Here is a 21,925-nt window from a genome sequence, read left to right as displayed (position 1 = left end):
GTGAGTGAGTTAGTTGGTTTGTTTTCGCAGCGTAGTAATACAAAACCAAGCCATGCAGCCGACGCTCGTGCATCGCACGGCTTATGGCCGATGTTAGGGCTGATCGTAGTGACCACCAATAGCGAAGATATAAATGGACTTTTCGTCAAACCGATATATCAAACGATCTCTTTGTGATATCCGCTTGGACCAAAGGCCAGAGAGGCTGTGCTTAAGTGGCTCAGGCTTCCCTAAACTTGAAGCAGGATCGTTTGAACGCAGCATTTCCTTGAGTAATTTACACAAAGCCTCGTGCAATTGTTTGTCCTTCTCGTGCATAGTTTCATACGCTTCCCAAGTGTTACCTTCAAATACCAGTGATCTCATTCTTTTGCTCTTCAGTCGGTATATAGCCTTTACCACGGTTGTGGGTTTCAAGGGAGGAGGCAATCTGTTGCATGAGGCTCTGGCTTTGGAGAACATGAAGCGTTTCTTGCTCTCGCTCCCAGTCGTCGGCGCTCATTACAACGGATGCATCTCCGGCTCGTCGAGTTACCTTGAGTGGTTCATTCCTGCTAACTACTTGTTCTACAACGCTCTTCAGGTTGTCTCTAAATTTGTTTACACTTATTGTATCCATGAAGGCACCTTGATGTACGGAGTTTCCGTACAAATATGAGTTAAGTGCCCTAATAAGGCCAAGTACAGCGATAGCTATTCCGTTGCGGCTTCGCCTTCACTTCTAAGCCGTGCGTGCTGGGCGGCGTTAGCTGGTATTGCCGCCACTCGAAAAGTGATACTATAGTGATACTGTTAGTCTGATTCAGGGTGAGCCTATGAAAGTTGAGCTTGTTACAAATCTTAAGCGCCAAGCCACAAAAATCTTGGCTGACCTGCACCTGTCTAAAGAGCCGGTACTGATCACCGAGCATGGTCAGCCATCCGCATACCTTGTCGATGTGCAGGATTACGAGTTCATGCAACGTCGCCTTGAGTTGCTTGAAGGGCTCTCACGGGGAGAGCTTGCTGTACTTGAAGGAAGAACGTACAGCCAAAGTGAGGCCAGGGAGAAAATGAGTAAATGGCTGAAGTAATCTGGACGGAGCCTGCGCTTCAAGAACTGGATGCCATCGCTGAGTACATTGCTCTGGATAATCCTGTTGCTGCAAGTCATCTGGTTCAGGACGTTTTCGATAAGACCGATCGCTTGGAAGATTTTCCCCATTCCGGACGGATTCCTCCAGAGCTCCCTAATTCGGTATACAGGGAGGTAGTGGTTCCACCGTGCCGTATTTTTTATCGTGAGGATAAGAAGCGAGTTCTCGTCCTCTATGTCATGCGAGAGGAGCGGCAGCTTCGTGCATACATGCTTGAGAACAGCTAACCAGGCGCGTCACTCGGATGCCTTTTTTTCCGCTTCGCTACTTCAAAGTCACCGGCGCGCTTCAGCGTTAAATTTTTTGCCTACCCTTGTAGACTATGCTGTAATACATTGTAGTCACCAAACTCGAGGGTCATAGTCATGAGCGTCACCACAGTTCGCCTTCAAGCAGAAGTTGAACAGCATCTGGAAGCAATCGCCAGCAGGCTGAACCGTAGCAAAGGCTGGGTAATCAACCAGGCATTATCGGAATACATAGCAAAGCAGCAGCTTGAGCAAGAGCGGTGGAAACAAACGTTAGAGGCAATGGAGTCTGCTGCCCAAGGCAAGGTTGTTGATGCCAGCGAGGTCCACAGTTGGCTTAATAGCTGGGGAACCGAAAACGAGCAAGATGCGCCGAGGTCAGGTAAGTGAAGCTGGTTTACACGGACGAAGCCATTGATGATTTGAAACGCCTCAGGGAGTTCATTGCGGTGCACAGCCCGTCGGCGGCAGCCAGGATTGCCATCGAACTGGTTGGCAAAATCGAATTACTTCCAGAATTCCCCAAAATGGGCACACCAGTTGAAATGGCACCGGTGCCTGACTCTGTTCGAGATATGGTTTTCGGAAAATACGTCGTTCGATATTCAGTTCATGCCAGTGCCATCATTATTCTCCGAGTGTGGCATGGCCTTGAGGGTGAACGATAGCAATTTAGCCAAACGCGGCACTCGGACGCCCTTGTCTCCGCTTCGCTGCATCAAGGTCGCCGATGCGCTTTGCGTTAGCACAAGGAAACAGAAATGACAGCATACGTTATTGGTCACATCACCGTGAAAGATGTGGAAAAATGGGCTGAGTACCGAAACCGAGTGCCGGCTACACTAGCACCTTGGGGCGCCGAGTTAATGCTCCGGGGAAAACAAATCGCCGTACTGAGTGGACGCCACAATCACACAGACGCGGTTGTTATTCGCTTTCCAGATCCTCACTCCGTAGAGAGCTGGTACAACTCAGCGGCTTATCAGGAGCTTATCCCTCTGCGTACTCAGGCTGCTGACATGGAGTTGATCAGCTATGAGTCAGCGATATAGGAACTGCTCTAGCAACAGCGTCAACTCGGATGCTCAACTGCGCTGCGCTTCGTTGGGCGCCGGTTACGCTGGGTGTTAGGCAATCGTCATGATTAAATGGATCGCTGTTCTTTTGCTGTCTACTCCTGCCATTGCAGTAGCAGAGACTGATCTGGAGTTTCACCTGTGCTCGTCCTATGTGCAGAAATCAGCAGTAGGGGAACAGACAGATCTTGGCTGGCCTGTTTTCGTCAAGTTAACAGAAATTGGTGCCGCGAGTTTTGATACGTTCACGGCAGCAAACAGCGGTAGATTGAGTCGCATTGTTGTCGGTGGTCGCGAGTTTTTGAGGGCGACAATGTGGGTGCCGAATTCTGGTGGAAGCTTAAAAGGGACATTCAGTTCCCAGGAAGTTGCAACGGCATGGCAGCGAGCTCTGGCAGACAAATTACCAGCAACTCCTTGCGGTGCGAGGAACTGAAAAATGCCTAACCAAGTGTTCCAGTTTGTTCCGGGCCTGGCGGCCCTCCACCGGACAGCCTTGTCGCCGCTTCGCGCTGCCAAGGCTGCCAATGAACACCGGCATTAGGCACTATAGGAACAATCAATGTTTACGGTAATCGCTTTAAAGGCATTGGTGATTTGGGCTAGCATTCTTGTACTGGCCGTTGCCAATGGAGCACTGCGCGAGTCTGTACTTATATCGGGGGTCGGAACTCCTGCCGCACTCGTGCTTAGCGGGTTGCTGCTTTCAACCTTGATCATTGGCGTGGCGTACTTATCGCTTCCTTGGCTACAAATTAGCCTCCCCGTTCAGCTCTGGGCCGTTGGGCTGGTCTGGCTCGCACTTACACTCGTTTTTGAGTTTTCGTTTGGGCTCTGGCAGGGCAAGTCGTGGCCCGAGTTGCTTGAGGCCTATACGTTCAAAGATGGCAACATCTGGCCTATTGTTCTCGCGACAACGGCACTTGCACCGTACATTGCCGCTCGGCTAAGGGGTTGGGCGTAGTGCACCTAACCAGCTGCTGCACGCGGATACATTACTCGCTGCGCTCCTAATTTTCCGGTGAGCTAGGCGTTAGGCATACATAATAGGGAGCAACTTCACTGTGTCCAAGAACATCACAGTTATTCTCGGCCATCCTGATGAATCGAGTTTCTGCAATGCTATTGCGGAGGAGTATGCTACATCGGCGCGGGCAGCGGGTCATACTGTCAGGCTGTTTAAACTCGGAGAAGTCGAGTTTGACCCCGTGCTGCGTCACGGGTACAACAAACGGCAGGAGTTGGAGCCTGCACTTGTCGAGATTCGTGAATCAATCAGCTGGGCGCAGCACCTGGTTTTCGTCTACCCAATCTGGTGGGGATCAATGCCAGCGATTCTTAAAGGAATGTTTGATCGCATTTTCTTGCCGGGATATGCATTCAAGTACCGCAAGGATTCGCCATGGTGGGATCGATTGCTGGTAGGTCGCAGCGCACATGCCATCGTTACGATGGATACCCCTCCATGGTATTACAGGTTCATCTACACCATGCCGGGGCATCATCAAATGAAAAAGACTATTCTCGAGTTCTGCGGCATCAAGCCAGTTAAGATCACTTCATTTGGCCCAGTTCGTGGTACTTCAGAGGCGCAGCGGGCCAAATGGTTGCTGAAGGTTAAGCGACATGCCTCGTTGGCCTAACAATGCGCTGCTACGGAAAATTTACGCGATTGCGCTCCTAAATTTCCACAGAGCGCGGCGTTAAGCATAGGATTTACATTCAATATAATATGCATAATTCTGGGGTTGGTCTCATATTTAATTCGTACCGCCGCTTATATCCCAGAGAGAATAAAATCGAGTGCAGCGATTATTTCTGATCGATACGACGATAAGTTATACGTTTGAGCACCGAGCTGATTGCGATCTATACCTGCAATCTCTTGTGTCATGACAGTAAAGCTTTTACCGTCAATATCAAAGGTAGGGTTTAGCCGAGTCATTCTCATTGGTGCGGCAAGTTTGGAGGGTGTCAGCGGTATAACAATGGTCGTGCGCAACTCACTCAGTAAAGCGCTTTGTATGTCCAGCAAATAAGGGTACTGGACGCGAGTCGCAGGGTTTGGGTTTATATAAACGCAAAATTGGCCCATCAGAACTTTCTAACGCTATCGCTGAATGTGCCGTTTGTTTCAACGAACTGATTGTATGCTTGGATTGCGTCAGCGTTTTCGCGGAGCCATTCGGTGCGTTGTTCATTCCGCAGCTGTTCAGCCAAGGCATGTTCAAGAGTTGCTGATAGATTTATCTTTAGGTCTTTTGCTTTTTGAAGTAAATCGCTGTTTATACTGACATTAGTTGGTTTTTTGGGAGCTAGAGTGTTGTATCCGTAATTCATGGTGGTTGCTCCATATGAACAATGCGTATAGTCTATGCGCATATGCTTTGCTAGGCAAGGCATATAACAATCTGCAGCAATCGCTCCTTAGTGACCAGCGAAGCGTCAAAAAAGAAAAACTAGCGACTAAGGTTGTTGGTTTGGAAGCTCAACCGCTTTAGCGGTGAGTAGTTCACTTCAAAGAAAGCAAATTCGAAGCTATCCGTATAAGATATGTTTGATGCGTTGCGCAAGGATTCAATCTCATCACTGAATACTTGGCACAGGACATAACCCAGTCATCAGGTGAATAAAAGCCAATCCTGATCATAGAGAGATCAACATGCAGCAACTTTCAAAAAAACAGTTTTCGGTGTTGTGGTTTCTTTTTCTGTGTCTTTTTGCGTTGCAGGGCTGTTCGCAAAAAACCGAGATCTACACGTCCTCACAACAGGTCGTTGAGGGGATTCGCGCTAACTACGAATCTGGGTTGGAAACCTTATCTATGTCATTGCAAAGACATTATGCCCAGCGTCTTTATCGAGTGACAGGTGATGAAACCTTTCTGCCGTATCAGCAACGTCATGCAGCGCATTTAGTGCGACTATTTAATCGCGATGTAACAGGTTTAAGGTCTAACGCTGACTATGTATCGATGCAAGATCGTTTTATGACAGAGCAGCGAAGCATGAGAACTGAACGGCAACGTCAACGTGCGATCTTATTCAGTAGATATCCAAGTATGTTATACAATACTGACTTAGCCTTCCGGTTAGTGCAGTTAGAGTATTATGGACTGCTAAGCCAATTACCGGAAAATGAAGTTGATTTGCTGAAACAGGTGTTAAAAGAAGCTGATTTTGAAAGCTTTCTTCTGGATGAAGCCGCTATTCGACACTATGCCGCGCAAGCTGCCAATCAAGTGTGGTTTTTGTACCAGCTAGGAGTGGTGGATTTGCGAGAAGCCTTTATGCAGCGGTTTCAAGAGATCTATCCGTTATCAGGAGACGCTCTTCTTAGTCGTTCAGAATTTCATAATAAAATTTATGGCCTGACACATATTGTGATAGCCGCTAGTCGTTATTATCAGGATCACCTCCCTGAAGACTCATTTGCTTGGATAACTGATTATTTTATTGAACAACTTCCTATTTTATTAGAAACCACCACGGAAGATATTCTTGCTGAAGTGGGCATTAGTTTAGCGTTAACCGGTCAGCTTGATCATCCAGCTGTAGAGCAGATACGCCAGCGTTTAGTGGCTGCATATGATCCTGTCAGTCGAATGATTCCTTCGCCCACGGGAAGAACTGACTTTGCGCAGGGAGAGCATCGTAATGTTTTAGCGGTGATGCTATTGATCTGGCCTGAGCGTCTTTTTGTAGGTCCTCATTTTGATCTGGATTCCTTAAGTATCCTTTAAAAAACATCAATGATCTAACCGACTGATTTAACTTTGTCAGTAGAGATGAGCTGGGTGAGGTTTTCGCCCAGCTCATCTGTTAAATTTTTCAGTGCTATACTCAGGTCATTCTTTTTACCAAGGAGCTGGGCTATGGTTTGTAACATTCTCTCGGTGTTACCTCGATTTTCATTTAAAAGAATAATGCCGCAGAGGATTATTCTTTTTTTCGTGATGACTTTTTCATCTGCTTTGTTTGCAGACTTCCCCGATGCTAAAGAGAGTGATCCTGCTCTTTTGCAATGGATGGTTGGTTCTCCACCGCCAGCAGATAAAACCATTCGTTTTGAAGATGGCAGTTATTTTACCTTTCCTGCTATGCGTTGGAGTGTTTCTAACTTTCGGCAGTTAATGCCCACTGTCAATGTGTCTCGTGGTTTGGGTCAAGCGTCACCGTTAAGCACTTATCTTAATGGAACACTAAGCGAAGAGATAAACGCATTAATCTTTACACCGTTGAATGCTGATACTCCTGTCACTTGGGAAGAGTCACTACACCTTAATTACACAGATGGTATTTTAGTGATGCATCAAGGTGAAGTGGTGTATGAACGTTATTTCGGAGTGTTGCAGCCTGAAGGTCAGCATGGCGCTATGTCAGTGACCAAAACCTTTACGGGGACCTTAGCGGCCATGTTGGTTGCTGAAGGTGTTTTGGATCCAACCTTGCGTGTCGCGGATTACGTACCTGAGCTGGCATCCTCTGCCTTTGGTAGTGCAACCGTTCGACAATTGATGGATATGACCACGGGTATTCGTTTTAGTGAAGATTATAGTGATCCGAATGCAGAAGTTTGGGCCCATGCTGCTGCCGGTAATCCATTGCCCAAGCCGGCAGATTATGAAGGAGCTAGAAGTTATTATGAGTTTCTACAAACGGTTCAATCCGAAGGCAATCATGGTGATACGTTTCACTATCGAACTGCAAATACCGATGCACTAGGATGGGTTCTAGCACGAGTGACGGGTGAAAACGTCGCCTCTCTTCTTTCCAATCGGATTTGGAAAAAGCTAGGTGCCGAGCAGGATGCTTATATGAGCGTTGATTCCATAGGAACGCCCTTTGCTGGTGGCGGTCTTAATTTGGGATTACGTGATCTAGCTCGATTTGGTGAAATGATTCGTAACCATGGCTACTACCATGGACGGCAGATCATTCCGGTAGAGGTCGTGGCTGATATTCGCTCTGGTGGCGATAAAGAGAAATTTGCTAAAGCAGGTTATTCTTTATTAGAAGGATGGAGCTACCGTAATATGTGGTGGGTAACCCATAATGAGCATGGTGCTTTTATGGCGCGAGGTGTCCACGGTCAGGCGCTCTATATCGACCCTACCGCAGAGGTGGTGATTGCTCGTTTTGCCAGTCATCCTGTAGCGGCTAATGCGGCAAATGATCCCGTCTCAATTCCTGCCTATGGTGCAGTTTCTAATTACTTGATGAACAGGCCTTAAATTTGAACAGCACACACAACATGGCAGCGCTGGCGCCTAAACGTGAAATATTTGGCTGGGCGATGTTTGATTTCGCCAATCAAGCATACACCTTGCTGATTATTACCGTGATATACGGTGATCTCTTTACGCGAATTATTGTGGGTGATGCGCCGGATTATCGGTTGGGCAATCTTTTATGGAGTATTGCGTTAGCCGTCAGTTACTTCATGGTGGTAGTGGCGAATCCTGTGTGTGGTGCCATTATGGACTATACCGCCAGTCGAAAGCGTTTCTTGTGGGTTAGTTATTGCTTAACGGTAGGGGCTACGGCATTGCTGTATTTTGTCGAGCCGGGCTGGATTGTTATGGCGATGTTGCTGATTATTCTGTCTAACTTTGCCTATGCCATTGGTGAAGGGTTTATTGCCAGTTTCTTGCCTGATCTGGGTCCACGAAAAAGTTTAGGCTGGATTTCGGGTCTAGGTTGGGGATTAGGTTATATCGGCGGTCTTATCGCAACGGCGTTTACGCTTTATTTTTTAGGAGAAGTCTCTGCCGATAATTATGAGACTATTCGTTGGGTGGGGCCCTTTGCAGCGGCTTTTTTTCTCTTTGCTGCGATACCTACCTTTATTTGGTTAAAGGAGCGTGGTCAGCGTCGGTCTCGTCCTAAAGAGTTGCCGTTGCTACAGTTGGGTGTTCAGCGTATCCAGCAAACGTGGAAAGAGATGCATCATTTTCAAGATCTACGCAGACTATTAATATCGATCTTTTTTGCTATGTCTGGCATCTACATTATCATCGCTTTCTCATTTATTTATGGGTCTCAAGTGATTGGTTGGGATGATAATGTTCGTGTGCTGATGTTTATTACGGTGCAGATTACCGCTGCAGTGGGAGCAATCGGATTTGGTTGGCTGCAAACCAAGATGTCGACTAAAACGACTTATATCATTACCTTAAGTTTATGGCTGGTTGCGATTTTAGCAATTTGGCAAACACCGGCATTAACGCAGCTGTCTCATCGACTCTTTGCGGTTGACTGGCAAGCTCAGTATCTTTTTTTAGTGGCGGGTGTCTTGGCTGGGTTGAGTTTAGGTGCTTCTCAATCAGCGGGTCGTGCGCTAGTGGGGGTGTTAACTCCTCGAAGTAAAGCGGCCGAGTTTTTTGGTTTTTGGGGCATGTCAGCCAAGCTGGCAGCCGTGTTTGGTATCTTTGGATTAGGCTTATTGCAGTGGGCGTTTGGATTAGCGGACGCCATTTTGTTCTGTTTAGTGCTGTTTATTCTAGCCATTATAACCGTTATCCCGGTGGATGAACGCAGAGGCGAAAGGGTTGCTGAAGACTGGATAGAAAGTCGTGCTTAACGATGGTTGTTTTGTGCCTTTAAAGCTTTCATCAACGTAACTGCGTTGTTGGTAAACACCCATTCGATACCACGAAACATCTCTCTTCTAACGATCGCTGGGTGCTCCACCATTCCTGTACCTACTTTGATTCCTGCTGCATGCAGTTCTTTAACACGTTTGGACGTGAGTAACGCAAAAGAACCAGCAACCGCACCATGACCTAAACAACGGGTCTGGTGGATGATATCAGCAGTATTGAATTCAGCGACATCCATCAGCGCACTCGTGGGTAAAGCCGAAAATCCTGTTAAATAATCAGGCACCAAGCTTAATAGGTGATAATCTTTTTCTGCTGTCAGCGATGACAATTCCTGCATGAGTTGATCTATTAGCATGGGTTGATTTCGCCAAGAAGATTTGATTTCAATCATCAGGTGCATTTTCCTTCCATAGCGATCCACCACTTCTGATAGTAATGGAATCTTTGGAACTTCGCTCCTGAGTTGTTCAACCGTGCAGTGTTGGATGATCAAGTCAGGGCGTTGAAACAGTCGGCCACAATGAGGATCATGATGCACCACCAGTTGGTGATCCTGGGTTAGATGAACATCTAACTCAACTCCCCAGATTTGCTGCTCTAAACAGAGATCAAAGGCTGCTAAGGTATTCTCCAGTAGATAACCTTTGGGTCCATCGCCATGGGCACCTCGGTGGGCAACAAGTTTTAATTGAGTCAGATCGACTGGCGTGCGAGTACCGGGCGCTAGTTGCCAAAGTTGATTGGCGATATGATTTAGTCTACTCGAGAGATCACTCATGTAAGCACTGTTTTCTATAACCTTAAAGGATCTTAGTCTACTGCATCTGGGTTACTTTTTCAGATGATCTGATTACACTAGCGTCATGAAAATTCGACAGATGCTTTATTCAGATATGCCAGCGGTGTGGGCTGTTCAGTGTGCTTGCTATCAACAGGTTCTTGAACCTGAGTCTATTGATGCACTGGAGGCGAAACGTTCAGCTTCGCCAACAAGCTGTTTCGTGGTCGTGAATGATGATGGTGTGCAAGGCTATCTTATTGCAATTCCCTGGCTATTTGCGCAGGTGCCCTCATTGAATGATCCGAGTTGCCAGCTTCCTTGTGGTGCAGATTGCTTGTATCTGCATGATATGGCTATTTCACCAAAGATGGCCGGACAGGGTATTGGACAGATGTTGTTTTCTGGCTATCAAAAAATCGCCAGAGAGTTAGGTTTTTTTAAGTTGGCGCTAACTGCAGTCGGTGATGCTGAGCGTTATTGGAAAAAGTTAGGTTTTAAGGTGTTAGATATTAAATTGAGCCAGCAAAAAGTTGCCGCTTATGGTGGGCAAGTCACCTACATGTATCAGGATTGTTGAGAATGTTAAGTTATTTACACGGTTTTCATGCAGGAAATTTCGCTGATATCCATAAGCATCATATCTTAGTCTGTTTGATTGAGGCATTGAATCGAAAAAATAAGCCTTGGAGCTATTTAGAGACACATGCGGGCAAGGCGTATTATGCACTTGATTCCGACGAGGCAACGAAAACAGCCGAGTTTGAAGAGGGTATTGCACGTTTATGGCGGGCTTATAATCAGCCCAGCTCCGTTGCACATTACGTAGATCAGGTTCGTGCCATTAACGCTGAGACAAGTTTGCAGCGTTACCCTGGCTCTCCAGCCTTAGTGGCTGGTCTATCGAGAGAGGCGGATCAACTGCATTTAATGGAACTTCATCCGGGTGAAGCGCGGCAATTAAAAAAAGCATTTGCAGGTCACCTGAATGTGGGTGTGCACCATCGTGATGGCTTCGAGGGTGTGTTATCTCTTTTACCACCTAAGCCTAATCGTGGCGTGGTTTTGGTTGACCCGTCTTATGAAGTCAAAACTGAATATGATCAGGTCGCTTCGTTTATCGCTAAAGCGGTTAAGCGGTGGCCAAATGGTTGCTTTGCGGTCTGGTATCCATTGTTGTCCGCTGATCGATGGAAATTTATGTTAGAGAAAATTCGATGCACGGGGATTACCAACGTGTTGTGCTCAGAACTCACGATTGGCGACGCACAAGAGCAGGGCATGTACGGTAGTGGTATGCTGATTGTTAACCCCCCTTGGCAGCTTGACGAAACACTCAATCTATCTGAACCCTGGTTAGTTGAGTTGCTGGCGCAGAGAGCCGGCGCAAAACGTCGACTCTACTGGCTTGCGCCACCTGCTGGCGATTGCTGAGAAGTCGTTAGCAGGTTAAATTTAGAAAAGCTTAGTAAAGTGCTTGTTCGTCTCTTACTACTTCTTTCAGAACATGAAGGAATAACTTATCCGCATCACTAAATTCGATAGGGATTTTCACACTGGTAATGGCAGAAAGTTCTTCTGCAATCAGGTGATCAGCGTCTTTTTGATCGATATGTTTACGGGCGATTGCTAATGCTTTTTCGCAAATATCAGGCTCTGCCAGTACTTTTTTAATAAAACGCATGAGTTCGTTAATAACGCGATCTTTGTTTTTTATCTCAGCAATATTGTTGCTCATCTTGTTGTCCTCGTATGTAAAGACGATTTTGATATACAGCTTAGCGCTTTCTGTCTTAGGAAAAAACACCGACTTGTTAGGTATTTATTGATGATCTTAGTCAATTTATACCTCTTTAGTCCAAATATAGGTCAATAAGGTTAAAAACATTACAGTTATAAGGTTGATCACGGGTTGACTCAATGCCAAAATACTCGGCTTATTATCGATTGTAACAGCTGTCGGTTTTCAACAGGACATCCCTAGAGCATCCGGCAGGTTAAGCAATACCCAGCTTAAATCTCAGATAGGTCTGACAGAGTGAGAGATCCTTTACTCTGGGCAGCGCCGCATACAGAACTTTTAGCTGTTTTAATGCCGACATGAGATCGGTGCTGAGTAGAGGAAAAATTAAGTGGAATTACTTTCAGGCGCAGAAATGGTAGTACGTGCCCTCAGAGACGAGGGTGTAAAGTACATTTACGGCTATCCAGGCGGTGCTTTGCTTCATGTCTATGATGCATTGTTCCAGCAGGATGAAGTCGAACATATCCTGGTGCGCCACGAGCAGGCTGCTACCCATATGGCAGATGCCTATGCCCGTGCCACCAACAAGCCGGGTGTCGCACTAGTGACTTCAGGTCCTGGTGCAACCAATGCTATCACTGGTATTGCAACCGCATACATGGACTCTATCCCAATGGTCGTCATTACCGGTCAGGTCATGAGCTTCCTCATTGGTGAAGATGCCTTCCAAGAGACAGATATGTTGGGAATTTCACGTCCTATCGTGAAACATAACTTCTCGGTTACCCGTGCTGAAGATATTCCAAGCATTATTAAGAAGGCTTTCTATATCGCTCAAACAGGTCGTCCGGGCCCTGTGGTTATCGACATTCCCAAGGATATGACAACGCCTACAGAGCGTTTCCCTTATGAATATCCTAAGTCGGTTAAGTTACGCTCATACAACCCAGTGACAAAAGGTCACTCCGGTCAGATCCGTAAAGCGGTGGATATGTTATTGGCAGCCAAGCGCCCAATGATCTACACCGGTGGTGGTATTATCATGGGTGATGCCAGCGCAGAATTAACCGAATTTGCTCATTTGCTGAAGTATCCAGTGACTAACACCATTATGGGCTTAGGTGGTTTCCCAGGGACAGATCCACAATATGTGGGTTGGCTGGGGATGCACGGCTCTTATGAGTCCAACATGGCGATGCATCACAGCGACTTGATTTTGGCAATCGGTGCGCGTTTTGATGATCGTGTAACCAATGCGGTCGATAAATTCTGCCCAACAGCTCGTATCATTCACGTCGATATTGACCCTGCGTCAATCTCTAAAACCGTTCAAGCCGATGTGCCTATCGTAGGCCCTGCTAAGGCTGTGTTGGAAGAGATGATTCAGCTGGTTAAAGAAAGCAAGAAGCGTCCAGATCAAGATGCGTTGGATGCTTGGTGGAAGCAGATCGATGAGTGGCGTGGTCGCCACGGTGGTCGCTACCGTACTGATGATTCAGAAATGATGAAGCCTCAGCAAGTTATCGAGATGCTATCTAAAGTTACCAATGGTAACGCTTATGTCTGTTCAGACGTAGGACAGCATCAGATGTTTGCGGCGCAATACTATAAGTTTAATAAACCCAATCGTTGGATTAATTCCGGCGGTCTGGGCACCATGGGCTTTGGCTTGCCAGCTGCAATGGGTATTAAGCTGAACTTCCCGGAGTCAGATGTGGTTTGTGTGACCGGTGAAGGAAGTATTCAGATGAATATTCAGGAATTGTCGACCTGCAAACAGTATGACATTCCTGTGGTCATTGTCTGCCTCAATAACCAGTCGTTAGGTATGGTTCGTCAGTGGCAGGATATGAACTATGAATCACGTCATTCTCAGTCGTACATGAACTCTTTACCTGATTTCATCAAGCTGGTTGAGTCTTATGGTCATGTGGGTATGAAAGTCACTAAGTATTCTGAACTTGAAGGCGCCATGCGTGAGGCCTTTGCTATGAAAGATCGCCTAGTGTTCATGGATATCTACGTTGATCCGTTTGAGCATGTGTATCCCATGCAAGTGCCAAGAGGCTCTATGCGGGATATGTGGTTGAGCAAAACGGAGAGGACTTGATCATGAGACATATCATTTCAGTTTTGATGGAAAACGAACCGGGTGCTTTGTCTCGCGTTGTTGGTCTGTTTTCACAGCGTAACTTCAACATAGAATCTTTAACTGTTGCACCAACAGATGATTCAACCTTGTCGCGTATGACGGTGATGACCACAGGTGATGAACGTGTCATTGAGCAGATCACTAAACAACTTAATAAATTGATTGATGTTGTTAAAGTGGTTGATCTGTCAGAAGGCGATCATATTGAGCGTGAGCTTATGATGATCAAATTCAAGGCCAATGGTCAGATGCGTGCAGAGATCAAACGTACCGCTGATATTTTCCGTGGTCAGATTATCGATATTACGCCGAACACATACACCGTTCAGTTGGTTGGCTCTAGCGATAAGCTGGATGCCTTTATTGCCTCTTTAGGTAATGCCAGCATTATGGAAGTGGTGCGTTCAGGTGTTTCCGGTATAGCGCGTGGTGAGAAGGTGTTAACCATTTAGTTCATCATGTTGTTCGACCGAAAAGCCGCTCAATTGAGCGGCTTTTGTCGTTTTAAGGGCTAGTGTTTAGTTAAACGGAAAGATCAAGGGAGTCAGAATTAGGGTTACTGCAAGTGCTAATATTTGCAGTGGAATACCCACCTTAGCAAAATCCACAAAACGGTAATTACCCGGTCCCAATACCAGTGTATTGACGGGTGAGGCAATAGGCGTGGCAAAGGCTGTCGATGCAGCAATGGCAACGACCATCATAAATGGCGCTGGGTTAAGTCCAAGTAGTTGTGCAACACTGATCGCTACTGGCGCAATTAACACAGTCGTTGCAGTGTTGGAGATAAACTGACTGAGTAAAGAGGTTAGTAAAAATAGGCCTGCACATAGGAATAGCGGGCTGGCGTTGCCGTATCTTTCTACCAGGATATTGACGACATAACTTAAGGCCCCGCTGGATTCCATCGCCATGGCTAAAGGAAGCATTCCGGCAATTAGCACCAAGCTGGTCGCATTTAATGAACGGTAAGCTTGATTCATGGTCACGCAGCCGCTCAAAATCATCGCCAAGGCAGCAATCAGCACAGCAGTTAGATTAGGGATTATGCTAAAGGTCATCACTACTAGCATGGTTGCCATGATGCCTATGGCGATGGGCGCTTTTTTTGGATTGCTTGCTATTTCTAGCATTTCAGCAGGCGTTTCTAAGACAACTAAATCGCGACGACTTTCTAGTGTGCTGATGTGGTCCCAGCTACCAGCTAATAATAGCGTATCCCCTGCCTCTAGTTTAGTAACAGTAAACTCAGTCGTTATGGGTGAGTTTTGACGCCTGACGCCGATCACGCTTAGGTTGAATTTTTCTCTAAAGCGACCTTCTTTAAGTGTTTGATTGATCAGTGTTGAGTTGGGTGGTAACAAGACTTCTGCAACACCAAATTGCTCACGAACTTTTTGAATTTCTCTTTCAGGGAAGCCCTGATGACGAACCATACACGCCTGGCTGAACGCATCAATCTTTTCATCAGTGCCATAAACGATCAAGGTATCCAATGCTTGTATTTTGGTATGCGATAAAACGGGCATCAGTGTTGAAAGAAACTTACCACTTCGCTGAATGGCAAATACGGTAATCTCAAAATTAGTTCGAAGTCCCACCTCTGTCAGAGTTTTATTGGTCAATGGGCTGCCCGGTTGAACTACAAGTTTATGAAGCTGATCAGAAATACCGTAGCGATCTGCAAATTCGCTCAATGTTGGGTGGCTGCTATCGGGATCGCGAATTTCAGTAGTAGGTAAAAGAAAGCGTCCAATAAATACCAAATACAAACTACCCACGATCAATACACTTAAGCCAACTGGAGTGAACGCAAAGAAAGAGAAGGGTTCAATACCGGCTTCACGCATCTGACCGCTAACAATAATGTTGGGAGGAGTTCCTATGAGTGTCAGCATGCCGCCCATTAAAGCAGCAAAGGCTAAAGGCATTAACAGTCGTCCCGGTTGCATGCCAGATTTGCGAGCCATACTCAGTACCACGGGGATGAGAAGCGCAACCGCTCCAGTTGAGCTCATAAACGCAGACAGCACAGCAACAACGGGAAGTAAAAAGAGTAAAAGGCGAGTCTCGCTGTCTCCTCCCACTTTGAGTAACCAGTTTCCAGCAGCGGCAGCAACGCCAGTTCTAAATAAGGCTTCGCCGACAACGAATAGACCGGCAATCATAATGACGACACTATTACCAAACCCAGAAATGGCGTCTGATGGTGAAATAATACCGGATGCTGCTAGAACAACGACAACCAACAGCGCGACAATATCCATGCGGATCTTATCAATGATAAATAGAACAATGGTAGCGGCTAGAAGGCCGAAGACAAACATCATCTCTGGAGTCATAACAAGGTAGGCTCAATGATTTAGACAAAGGTGTAATGATCGCTTGAATAAGCCAAAACCTCAATCATTACCCGAATTATCGAGTTGCGACCAAAAGGCGTTAATCAGTGGATGCCGAAGTTTCTTTTCTAATGCAAAAATGCCGACTTCAAATTCCGGTAGAGTCGGGGTGGCATGCAATACAGTTACCTGTGAAGACAGAGGGCTGTTATCCAGTACAATTTGTGGCACCAGTCCCACACCGAACCCTAGACTCACCATGCTAACGATGGCTTCATTACCACCCACTTGAGCATAGATGAGTGGTTTGACACCCAGTCGTTTAAACCACTGATCCGAGCATTTTCTAGCCAATCCCGATTCAGAAAGAATCATCGGCACATTTTTCCAGTGAGTGGCTTTTGCAACCCCACTGAGTCGAGTAATGAGATCTGGCTGAGCTGCGGGAGCGATAAAAACTAAGGGTGATTGGGTAATGGATTTGAATGCGATGTCATTAGGAAGTTGATCTGGACGTGCCCCTATCGCGATATCTTCTGTACCACTTTGTACGCGGTGAATAGCGGCTGCTGGATCGCCTGTATGCAGCTTGATTTCGATTCGAGGATAATCTTGTCGAAACTGACTCAAAATGTCATATAAAAAGCTATAGCTGGCTGTTACAGAGCAGTACATGCTCAGTTCGCCATGCAACTCTTGTTGATCATTCTGTAAACTGCTGCGCAAGGTTTCCCACTGTAACAGTGCTTCTCTGGCGAATTGTTGAAAGCGAATGCCTTCTGCGGTTAGGGTTACGCTTCGATTGTCACGAATAAACAGCGTCACACCCGCCTCATCCTCCAGTTGTTTTATCGTTCTACTGAGGGTGGATGGACTAACATGGCAAGCAGCGCTGGCGCGGCTAAAGTGAAGTGAGTCTGCCAAGTGAAGAAAATGTTGCAGAGCTTTATAATCCATCGCTGTCCATCCAGATAATAAATAGCATGTTGCAAATATTAAAATATAGTATTGCAAATATATCATTTTACGCAATGATGCTATTGCAGTAGAGTGGCGCTATTGCATCAGTGATGTAACCTAATAAACGCACAATTTTGGAGATTTAACATGAAAGTTTATTACGATAAAGACTGTGATCTATCTATCATCCGCGGTAAAAAAGTATCAATCATTGGTTACGGTTCACAGGGTCACGCACACGCTTGCAACCTGAAAGATTCTGGTGTTGATGTCACTGTTGGTCTACGTGCGGGTTCTTCTTCACGCGCTAAAGCAGAAGCGGCTGGTCTTAAAGTGGCTGACGTTGCTGATGCGGTTAAATCTTCAGACGTTGTCATGATTCTGACTCCAGATGAGTTCCAAGGTCAGTTATACAGAAATGAAATTGAGCCAAACATCAAGCAAGGTGCAACCTTAGCCTTTGCACATGGTTTCTCTATTCATTACAACCAGATCGAGCCACGTAAAGATCTTGACGTTATCATGATCGCTCCTAAAGCTCCTGGTCACACCGTTCGCTCAGAGTTCGTTAAAGGCGGTGGTATTCCTGATCTGATTGCTATTTTCCAAGACGCTTCTGGTAATGCTAAAAATGTAGCACTGTCTTACGCTTCTGGTGTAGGTGGTGGTCGTACCGGTATCATCGAAACTACCTTTAAAGATGAGACAGAAACTGACCTGTTCGGTGAGCAAGCAGTTCTTTGTGGTGGTTGCGTTGAGCTGGTTAAAATGGGCTTCGAAACGCTGGTTGAAGCTGGCTATGCACCTGAAATGGCTTACTTTGAGTGTTTGCATGAGTTGAAGTTGATTGTTGACCTGATGTACGAAGGCGGCATCGCTAACATGAACTACTCTATCTCTAACAACGCTGAGTACGGTGAATACGTTACAGGTCCTGAAGTGATCAATGAACAGTCTCGTGAAGCGATGCGTAATGCACTGAAACGTATCCAGAATGGTGAATACGCTAAGATGTTCATCAGCGAAGGTGCGACTAATTATCCTTCAATGACTGCATACCGTCGTAATAATGCAGCACACCAGATCGAACAGGTTGGTGAGAAACTGCGTGGAATGATGCCTTGGATCACTGCTAACCAGTTGGTTGATAAGTCTAAAAACTAATCGTTTTTAGGGCTTTTAAAAAACCTAGATAGCTTCGGCTCTCTGGGTTTTTTGCGTTTATAGGGTATGATGTTAGCTAGTAAGGTCGCTAAAAAGTTCATTAAAGGAGACTTTTGCATGAAGCTAACGCTAGCCTTGCAAGGCGGTGGTGCCCATGGAGCATTTACATGGGGCGTACTCGATAAGTTACTTGAAGCTGGGTTACAGCCAGAAGCGATCAGTGGCACCAGTGCTGGTACCATGAATGCGGTTGTATTAGCTGAGGGTTGGCGCCTCGATGGTGCTGACGGTGCGCGTGACTTACTTCAACAATTTTGGCAAGGTTTAGCACTTCCAGACAGTTTCGCAGCACAAAAACCGGTTGATTGGTGGCGAAAACTTACTAAACATCTTTCTCCTTATGATCTTAATCCGTTTGATTACAATCCATTAAAAGAGTTGCTGGAAAAGTTAATTGATTATGATGCGCTAAGAGCGTCGTCTCCTGTTCGTCTTCACATAGCAGCCACACAAGTAGAAACGGGTGCATTGCGGCTTTTTCGAGAGACAGAGTTGTCGGTAGAGCATATGCTTGCGAGTGCCTGCTTACCTAGTTTGTATAAAGCCGTTGAAATTGAAGGGAAGCATTACTGGGATGGCGGTTTTTCAGGTAACCCAGTACTGCATCCTTTAATCACGGAGGCAGCATCTTCCGATCTTTTGTGTGTGTTGCTGCAGCCTCTGATTAGACCCGATTTACCAACGCAATCAGCTGCGATCACTGAGCGTATGAATGAATTAATGTTCCAATCTGCATTTATGCGTGAACTTGAGTTGGTTAAAGATTATCAACATCATTTAAGGCGAAATCCTTGGTTGTTAGGAAGGCAAGAGTCTCGCTGGCGAAAATTGAGAATGCATCTAATAGAGCCTGATGAAATATTGGCGTCTATGGATGCCGCCAGTCGTTTTGATACCCGTAAGGGTTTTTTAGAGTCGCTGTACCAGCAGGGTTTTCTTCAAGCAGAAAAGTGGTTGGTTGAATCAAAACGGGAATTGGGGCGTTCATCAAGCTGGAAATTTGAGACACTATTTTCTCGATGATTTGGGGTCAGTGGCTTTCTCAAGTAGAATAATAAAATCTTTATTAGGGTCTAAGGGTATTTATGACAGACAAAGAGCCGCAAGATAGCTTATCTGATGCAGCAAAAGTGAATGAGCCTGAGCAGGAGCGACAAAAGCCTCATAAGGGCGTGTATTTACTGCCCAATCTATTCACCACGGGCGCGCTTTTTTCAGGATTTTATGCTGTGATAGCTTCTATGAATGGGCAGTTTGAAGCCGCCGCCATTGCTATCTTTGTTGCCATGCTATTTGATGGTTTGGATGGTCGTGTTGCGCGCATGACCAATACTCAAAGCCCATTTGGTGCTGAGTATGATTCCTTGGCAGATATGGTGTCTTTTGGTGTCGCGCCTGCGATAGTAGCTTTCACTTGGGCTTTGGATGATTTAGGCAAGTTTGGATGGTTTGCTGCGTTTCTTTATGTGGCAGGTACCGCACTGCGGTTAGCGAGATTTAACACCCAAATAGGTTCTGTGGATAAGCGATATTTTGTAGGCTTGCCAAGTCCTGCGGCGGCAGCAGCAGTTGCAGGACTTATCTGGATGAGCACTAGGTATGAAATTGAAGCTTCCGATATTTCTTATCTGGTCGCGATATACGTCGCCTTAGCGGGTGTGCTCATGGTCAGTAATGTGCTGTATTACAGCTTTAAGGATGTTGATCTAAAAGGCCGCGTACCCTTCCTAATTTTATCGGCGATAGTACTCGCAATTGGCGTCATCTCAATCAGCCCTGCGTTGTTTTTGTGGTTGCTGTTTGTGGTATATGCCTGCTCGGGTCCGTTTCTATGGTTTGTTCGTAGAAAGAAACATCTAGCTAAATAAGTTGTCACACAAGCTAAGATGTTTTTAACTGAGGAAACGCGGCATGTTGATTGGAAAAAAGAACTCTATTCCATCATCGGAAATCACACCCGAATCTATTTATCGTCAGCGTAGACAGTTCATAAAGGGCCTAGCGGCCATGGGTGGTTTGGCTGCCAGTGGTCAGTTATTAGCATTAACTGATCAGCATGATTTGGCCGGAGAACGAATATATAGTGGTCCAGAATGGCTTCAGTCTGCTCTTAAACAAGGTCGCTCTGATTCGAGATTATCCACAGATGAATCTTTGACCCCTTACAGGCTGGTGTCGGGTCATAATAACTTTTACGAATTTGGCATGGGTAAAGGTGATCCCCTGCGCTATGCACAGCGTTTTAAGACGGATCCTTGGCGTGTCGAAATTAGTGGTGAAGTCAATAAGCCAGCGCACTATGAGCTGGAGGATTTAATTAAACCTTCCCAGCTAGAAGAGCGTATCTATCGCATGCGCTGTGTAGAGGGTTGGTCGATGGTGATCCCTTGGGTTGGTATTCCCTTGGCGGATATTATTAAGCGCGCAGAGCCAACCAGTAAAGCAAAGTATGTAGAGTTTGTGACCCTGCTAGATCCTGATCAAATGCCTGGTCAGCGCTCAAGTTTTTCAACGATTGATTGGCCTTATAGAGAAGGTTTGCGTATGGATGAAGCGATGCATCCGTTAACCATTATGGCGGTAGGCCTATATGGTAATAGCTTGCCTCCTCAAAATGGCGCGCCTTTCAGATTGGTTGTTCCTTGGAAGTACGGCTTTAAGAGCATTAAGTCCATCGTTGCCATTAATCTTAGAGAGACCATGCCTGATACGAGCTGGAATCTTTCAGCACCGCATGAATATGGTTTCTATGCAAACGTCAATCCACAGGTTGACCATCCTAGATGGAGTCAGGCTACAGAGCGACGTTTACCTTCGCAGCTCTTTAATCCCAATATCATTGATACGCTACCCTTTAATGGTTACGCCGAAGAGGTTGCGCATCTTTACACAGGTATGGATTTACGTAAGTGGTACTAGACTTCAATCAGTTTCGCTGGTGGGGAGTTTGGTTAGCATGTCTTGCGCCGCTTCTATTCATCATCTTTCAAATACTAACGGATGGATTAGGTGCAGACCCAGCTCAGGCTATCGTGCTTGGAACGGGTATATGGGCAATTCGGTTTCTGTGGATTACGCTCTCGGTAACGCCATTGAGAAAAATTCGTTACTTGGGCTGGTTGGTTCGCTACCGGCGCATGCTAGGCTTATATGCCTTATTCTACGCGGTGCTTCATCTATTGGCATTCACTACGTTTATTCTAGGTTGGCGTGTTGATCTCATTTGGAGAGAGTTTACGGCTAGGCCATACATCATCGTGGGCTTATTAAGTTTACTACTACTGATCCCTTTGGGGGTGACTTCAACAAAAGGATGGATGAAAAGGCTGGGGCGTAACTGGATTCGTTTGCACTACTTAATCTATCCAGCAGCAATTTTAGCCATGATACATTTCCTTATGCAGATACGAGCGGGCTATGCCGAACAGCTGCTCTATGTCGTTCTATTAAGTGTGTTACTAGGCTATCGAATCGTTATTAAACTTTTTGCTAAAAAGTTTTCAAAAAAGCGTTGACCTCCATAAATCCCATCTGTACTATACGCACCTCGCTTGAGACAACAGCCCAACACATCGGGTTGCACAGAGATCTCAAGCCGCTCTTTAACAAATTAATCAGGTAATGCGTGTGGGCGCTTGTTCAGGTTAGGCATTAAAGCTTA

28 protein-coding genes are annotated in these 21,925 nt (G+C 46.0%); 20 read left to right on the top strand and 8 right to left on the bottom strand.

Annotated features, from left to right (window positions below):
- Positions 1 to 93: 93 nt before the first annotated feature.
- Positions 94 to 318, bottom strand: coding sequence for a Txe/YoeB family addiction module toxin (locus F7R24_RS12555; protein WP_240776115.1), 225 nt, complete (start codon positions 316 to 318; stop codon positions 94 to 96).
- Between the two features lie 28 nt (positions 319 to 346).
- Positions 347 to 619, bottom strand: a complete 273-nt coding sequence (locus tag F7R24_RS12550) for a type II toxin-antitoxin system Phd/YefM family antitoxin (RefSeq protein ID WP_151671609.1) — start codon at positions 617 to 619, stop codon at positions 347 to 349.
- A 196-nt stretch (positions 620 to 815) separates the two neighbouring features.
- Here F7R24_RS12550 and F7R24_RS12545 point away from each other — a divergent pair, with 196 nt between their 5' ends.
- The 8 genes from F7R24_RS12545 to F7R24_RS12510 all read left to right on the top strand — a co-directional run bounded on the left by F7R24_RS12545 (position 816) and on the right by F7R24_RS12510 (position 4,103).
- Positions 816 to 1,073 carry a type II toxin-antitoxin system Phd/YefM family antitoxin gene (locus tag F7R24_RS12545; protein WP_029655535.1) on the top strand — a complete coding sequence of 86 codons (258 nt, stop codon included), beginning with the start codon at positions 816 to 818 and terminating at the stop codon, positions 1,071 to 1,073.
- Positions 1,061 to 1,363 (top strand): type II toxin-antitoxin system RelE/ParE family toxin, encoded by a 303-nt coding sequence (locus F7R24_RS12540; RefSeq protein WP_151671608.1) that lies wholly within the window; start codon positions 1,061 to 1,063, stop codon positions 1,361 to 1,363. Before F7R24_RS12545 ends, F7R24_RS12540 begins: the two co-directional genes overlap by 13 nt.
- A 138-nt stretch (positions 1,364 to 1,501) precedes the next feature.
- Positions 1,502 to 1,774, top strand: coding sequence for a CopG family ribbon-helix-helix protein (locus tag F7R24_RS12535; protein ID WP_151671607.1), 273 nt, complete (start codon positions 1,502 to 1,504; stop codon positions 1,772 to 1,774).
- Positions 1,771 to 2,052 (top strand): type II toxin-antitoxin system RelE/ParE family toxin, encoded by a 282-nt coding sequence (locus F7R24_RS12530; RefSeq protein ID WP_151671606.1) that lies wholly within the window; start codon positions 1,771 to 1,773, stop codon positions 2,050 to 2,052. The genes F7R24_RS12535 and F7R24_RS12530 overlap by 4 nt, the downstream gene beginning before the upstream one ends.
- Before the next feature lie 93 nt (positions 2,053 to 2,145).
- Positions 2,146 to 2,436: a DUF1330 domain-containing protein gene (locus F7R24_RS12525; RefSeq protein ID WP_151671605.1), complete on the top strand. Its 291-nt coding sequence runs from the start codon at positions 2,146 to 2,148 to the stop codon at positions 2,434 to 2,436.
- Positions 2,437 to 2,524: 88 nt separating this feature from the next.
- Positions 2,525 to 2,896 carry a hypothetical protein gene (locus F7R24_RS12520; protein ID WP_151671604.1) on the top strand — a complete coding sequence of 124 codons (372 nt, stop codon included), beginning with the start codon at positions 2,525 to 2,527 and terminating at the stop codon, positions 2,894 to 2,896.
- 126 nt (positions 2,897 to 3,022) lie between these two features.
- Positions 3,023 to 3,424 (top strand): hypothetical protein, encoded by a 402-nt coding sequence (locus F7R24_RS12515; RefSeq protein WP_151671603.1) that lies wholly within the window; start codon positions 3,023 to 3,025, stop codon positions 3,422 to 3,424.
- A 100-nt stretch (positions 3,425 to 3,524) separates the two neighbouring features.
- Entirely contained in the window at positions 3,525 to 4,103 is a 579-nt protein-coding gene (locus F7R24_RS12510) for an NAD(P)H-dependent oxidoreductase (RefSeq protein WP_151671602.1), read from the top strand.
- Between the two features lie 134 nt (positions 4,104 to 4,237).
- On the opposite strand, the gene F7R24_RS12505 is transcribed toward F7R24_RS12510, so the two are convergent.
- Positions 4,238 to 4,555 (bottom strand): CcdB family protein, encoded by a 318-nt coding sequence (locus F7R24_RS12505; RefSeq protein WP_151671601.1) that lies wholly within the window; start codon positions 4,553 to 4,555, stop codon positions 4,238 to 4,240.
- Positions 4,555 to 4,800, bottom strand: a complete 246-nt coding sequence (locus F7R24_RS12500) for a type II toxin-antitoxin system CcdA family antitoxin (protein ID WP_151671600.1) — start codon at positions 4,798 to 4,800, stop codon at positions 4,555 to 4,557. The genes F7R24_RS12505 and F7R24_RS12500 overlap by 1 nt, the downstream gene beginning before the upstream one ends.
- Positions 4,801 to 5,122: 322 nt before the next feature.
- On the opposite strand from F7R24_RS12500, the gene F7R24_RS12495 reads away from it, so the two are divergent.
- From F7R24_RS12495 to F7R24_RS12485, 3 genes are all read left to right on the top strand, one after another.
- Positions 5,123 to 6,202 (top strand): DUF3541 domain-containing protein, encoded by a 1,080-nt coding sequence (locus F7R24_RS12495; protein WP_151671599.1) that lies wholly within the window; start codon positions 5,123 to 5,125, stop codon positions 6,200 to 6,202.
- A 213-nt stretch (positions 6,203 to 6,415) separates the two neighbouring features.
- On the top strand, positions 6,416 to 7,693 hold the full coding sequence (locus F7R24_RS12490; RefSeq protein ID WP_240776114.1) for a serine hydrolase domain-containing protein: 1,278 nt from the start codon (positions 6,416 to 6,418) through the stop codon (positions 7,691 to 7,693).
- A 20-nt stretch (positions 7,694 to 7,713) separates the two neighbouring features.
- Positions 7,714 to 9,042, top strand: coding sequence for an MFS transporter (locus F7R24_RS12485; protein ID WP_151671681.1), 1,329 nt, complete (start codon positions 7,714 to 7,716; stop codon positions 9,040 to 9,042).
- Here F7R24_RS12485 and F7R24_RS12480 read toward each other — a convergent pair.
- Complete coding sequence (locus tag F7R24_RS12480; protein WP_151671597.1) at positions 9,039 to 9,842, bottom strand: glycerophosphodiester phosphodiesterase; 804 nt, start codon at positions 9,840 to 9,842, stop codon at positions 9,039 to 9,041. The genes F7R24_RS12485 and F7R24_RS12480 overlap by 4 nt on opposite strands.
- An 85-nt stretch (positions 9,843 to 9,927) precedes the next feature.
- Here F7R24_RS12480 and F7R24_RS12475 point away from each other — a divergent pair, with 85 nt between their 5' ends.
- Together F7R24_RS12475 and F7R24_RS12470 are read left to right on the top strand one after the other, a co-directional pair.
- Positions 9,928 to 10,422 carry a GNAT family N-acetyltransferase gene (locus tag F7R24_RS12475; protein WP_151671596.1) on the top strand — a complete coding sequence of 165 codons (495 nt, stop codon included), beginning with the start codon at positions 9,928 to 9,930 and terminating at the stop codon, positions 10,420 to 10,422.
- A 2-nt stretch (positions 10,423 to 10,424) separates the two neighbouring features.
- The gene (locus tag F7R24_RS12470; protein WP_151671595.1) at positions 10,425 to 11,276 is read left to right on the top strand and encodes a 23S rRNA (adenine(2030)-N(6))-methyltransferase RlmJ; all 852 of its coding nucleotides are present in this window, start codon (positions 10,425 to 10,427) and stop codon (positions 11,274 to 11,276) included.
- Positions 11,277 to 11,307: 31 nt separating this feature from the next.
- Here F7R24_RS12470 and F7R24_RS12465 read toward each other — a convergent pair whose 3' ends face one another.
- On the bottom strand, positions 11,308 to 11,580 hold the full coding sequence (locus F7R24_RS12465; RefSeq protein WP_151671594.1) for a hypothetical protein: 273 nt from the start codon (positions 11,578 to 11,580) through the stop codon (positions 11,308 to 11,310).
- Between the two features lie 394 nt (positions 11,581 to 11,974).
- Here F7R24_RS12465 and F7R24_RS12460 point away from each other — a divergent pair, with 394 nt between their 5' ends.
- A complete protein-coding gene (locus F7R24_RS12460) occupies positions 11,975 to 13,696 on the top strand; it encodes an acetolactate synthase 3 large subunit (protein WP_151671593.1) in 1,722 nt (573 codons plus the stop codon).
- 2 nt (positions 13,697 to 13,698) lie between these two features.
- Entirely contained in the window at positions 13,699 to 14,190 is a 492-nt protein-coding gene (gene ilvN / locus F7R24_RS12455) for an acetolactate synthase small subunit (protein WP_151671592.1), read from the top strand.
- A 66-nt stretch (positions 14,191 to 14,256) separates the two neighbouring features.
- On the opposite strand, the gene F7R24_RS12450 is transcribed toward ilvN, so the two are convergent.
- Together F7R24_RS12450 and ilvY are read right to left on the bottom strand one after the other, a co-directional pair.
- Positions 14,257 to 16,080, bottom strand: coding sequence for an SLC13 family permease (locus F7R24_RS12450; protein ID WP_151671591.1), 1,824 nt, complete (start codon positions 16,078 to 16,080; stop codon positions 14,257 to 14,259).
- A gap of 60 nt (positions 16,081 to 16,140) precedes the next feature.
- On the bottom strand, positions 16,141 to 17,037 hold the full coding sequence (ilvY, locus tag F7R24_RS12445; protein ID WP_151671590.1) for an HTH-type transcriptional activator IlvY: 897 nt from the start codon (positions 17,035 to 17,037) through the stop codon (positions 16,141 to 16,143).
- Positions 17,038 to 17,187: 150 nt separating this feature from the next.
- On the opposite strand from ilvY, the gene ilvC reads away from it, so the two are divergent.
- The 5 genes from ilvC to F7R24_RS12420 all read left to right on the top strand — a co-directional run bounded on the left by ilvC (position 17,188) and on the right by F7R24_RS12420 (position 21,779).
- Positions 17,188 to 18,204 carry a ketol-acid reductoisomerase gene (gene ilvC / locus F7R24_RS12440; protein ID WP_151671589.1) on the top strand — a complete coding sequence of 339 codons (1,017 nt, stop codon included), beginning with the start codon at positions 17,188 to 17,190 and terminating at the stop codon, positions 18,202 to 18,204.
- Between the two features lie 117 nt (positions 18,205 to 18,321).
- Positions 18,322 to 19,287, top strand: a complete 966-nt coding sequence (locus F7R24_RS12435) for a patatin-like phospholipase family protein (RefSeq protein ID WP_151671588.1) — start codon at positions 18,322 to 18,324, stop codon at positions 19,285 to 19,287.
- 62 nt (positions 19,288 to 19,349) lie between these two features.
- Entirely contained in the window at positions 19,350 to 20,132 is a 783-nt protein-coding gene (pssA, locus tag F7R24_RS12430; protein WP_151671587.1) for a CDP-diacylglycerol--serine O-phosphatidyltransferase, read from the top strand.
- A 43-nt stretch (positions 20,133 to 20,175) separates the two neighbouring features.
- Positions 20,176 to 21,183 carry a protein-methionine-sulfoxide reductase catalytic subunit MsrP gene (gene msrP / locus F7R24_RS12425; protein ID WP_151671586.1) on the top strand — a complete coding sequence of 336 codons (1,008 nt, stop codon included), beginning with the start codon at positions 20,176 to 20,178 and terminating at the stop codon, positions 21,181 to 21,183.
- The gene (locus F7R24_RS12420; RefSeq protein WP_151671585.1) at positions 21,174 to 21,779 is read left to right on the top strand and encodes a protein-methionine-sulfoxide reductase heme-binding subunit MsrQ; all 606 of its coding nucleotides are present in this window, start codon (positions 21,174 to 21,176) and stop codon (positions 21,777 to 21,779) included. Before msrP ends, F7R24_RS12420 begins: the two co-directional genes overlap by 10 nt.
- The last annotated feature ends 146 nt before the right edge of the window (positions 21,780 to 21,925 follow it).

The sequence above is a fragment of the Nitrincola schmidtii genome (genome assembly GCF_008973715.1).
Taxonomy (GTDB): Bacteria; Pseudomonadota; Gammaproteobacteria; order Pseudomonadales; family Balneatricaceae; genus Nitrincola; species Nitrincola schmidtii.
This window is presented reverse-complemented; position numbering and strand designations above follow the sequence as displayed.

Excerpts from the sequence above, each read along its gene's own strand:
- F7R24_RS12555 (WP_240776115.1), bottom strand. The coding sequence starts at position 318 with ATGCACGAGAAGGACAAACAATTGCACGAGGCTTTGTGTAAATTACTC.
- F7R24_RS12550 (WP_151671609.1), bottom strand. The coding sequence starts at position 619 with ATGGATACAATAAGTGTAAACAAATTTAGAGACAACCTGAAGAGCGTT.
- F7R24_RS12545 (WP_029655535.1), top strand. The coding sequence starts at position 816 with ATGAAAGTTGAGCTTGTTACAAATCTTAAGCGCCAAGCCACAAAAATC.
- F7R24_RS12540 (WP_151671608.1), top strand. The coding sequence starts at position 1,061 with ATGGCTGAAGTAATCTGGACGGAGCCTGCGCTTCAAGAACTGGATGCC.
- F7R24_RS12535 (WP_151671607.1), top strand. The coding sequence starts at position 1,502 with ATGAGCGTCACCACAGTTCGCCTTCAAGCAGAAGTTGAACAGCATCTG.
- F7R24_RS12525 (WP_151671605.1), top strand. The coding sequence starts at position 2,146 with ATGACAGCATACGTTATTGGTCACATCACCGTGAAAGATGTGGAAAAA.
- F7R24_RS12520 (WP_151671604.1), top strand. The coding sequence starts at position 2,525 with ATGATTAAATGGATCGCTGTTCTTTTGCTGTCTACTCCTGCCATTGCA.
- F7R24_RS12515 (WP_151671603.1), top strand. The coding sequence starts at position 3,023 with ATGTTTACGGTAATCGCTTTAAAGGCATTGGTGATTTGGGCTAGCATT.
- F7R24_RS12505 (WP_151671601.1), bottom strand. The coding sequence starts at position 4,555 with ATGGGCCAATTTTGCGTTTATATAAACCCAAACCCTGCGACTCGCGTC.
- F7R24_RS12500 (WP_151671600.1), bottom strand. The coding sequence starts at position 4,800 with ATGAATTACGGATACAACACTCTAGCTCCCAAAAAACCAACTAATGTC.
- F7R24_RS12495 (WP_151671599.1), top strand. The coding sequence starts at position 5,123 with ATGCAGCAACTTTCAAAAAAACAGTTTTCGGTGTTGTGGTTTCTTTTT.
- F7R24_RS12490 (WP_240776114.1), top strand. The coding sequence starts at position 6,416 with ATGACTTTTTCATCTGCTTTGTTTGCAGACTTCCCCGATGCTAAAGAG.
- F7R24_RS12485 (WP_151671681.1), top strand. The coding sequence starts at position 7,714 with ATGGCAGCGCTGGCGCCTAAACGTGAAATATTTGGCTGGGCGATGTTT.
- F7R24_RS12480 (WP_151671597.1), bottom strand. The coding sequence starts at position 9,842 with ATGAGTGATCTCTCGAGTAGACTAAATCATATCGCCAATCAACTTTGG.
- F7R24_RS12475 (WP_151671596.1), top strand. The coding sequence starts at position 9,928 with ATGAAAATTCGACAGATGCTTTATTCAGATATGCCAGCGGTGTGGGCT.
- F7R24_RS12470 (WP_151671595.1), top strand. The coding sequence starts at position 10,425 with ATGTTAAGTTATTTACACGGTTTTCATGCAGGAAATTTCGCTGATATC.
- F7R24_RS12465 (WP_151671594.1), bottom strand. The coding sequence starts at position 11,580 with ATGAGCAACAATATTGCTGAGATAAAAAACAAAGATCGCGTTATTAAC.
- ilvN (WP_151671592.1), top strand. The coding sequence starts at position 13,699 with ATGAGACATATCATTTCAGTTTTGATGGAAAACGAACCGGGTGCTTTG.
- F7R24_RS12450 (WP_151671591.1), bottom strand. The coding sequence starts at position 16,080 with ATGACTCCAGAGATGATGTTTGTCTTCGGCCTTCTAGCCGCTACCATT.
- ilvY (WP_151671590.1), bottom strand. The coding sequence starts at position 17,037 with ATGGATTATAAAGCTCTGCAACATTTTCTTCACTTGGCAGACTCACTT.
- ilvC (WP_151671589.1), top strand. The coding sequence starts at position 17,188 with ATGAAAGTTTATTACGATAAAGACTGTGATCTATCTATCATCCGCGGT.
- F7R24_RS12435 (WP_151671588.1), top strand. The coding sequence starts at position 18,322 with ATGAAGCTAACGCTAGCCTTGCAAGGCGGTGGTGCCCATGGAGCATTT.
- pssA (WP_151671587.1), top strand. The coding sequence starts at position 19,350 with ATGACAGACAAAGAGCCGCAAGATAGCTTATCTGATGCAGCAAAAGTG.
- msrP (WP_151671586.1), top strand. The coding sequence starts at position 20,176 with ATGTTGATTGGAAAAAAGAACTCTATTCCATCATCGGAAATCACACCC.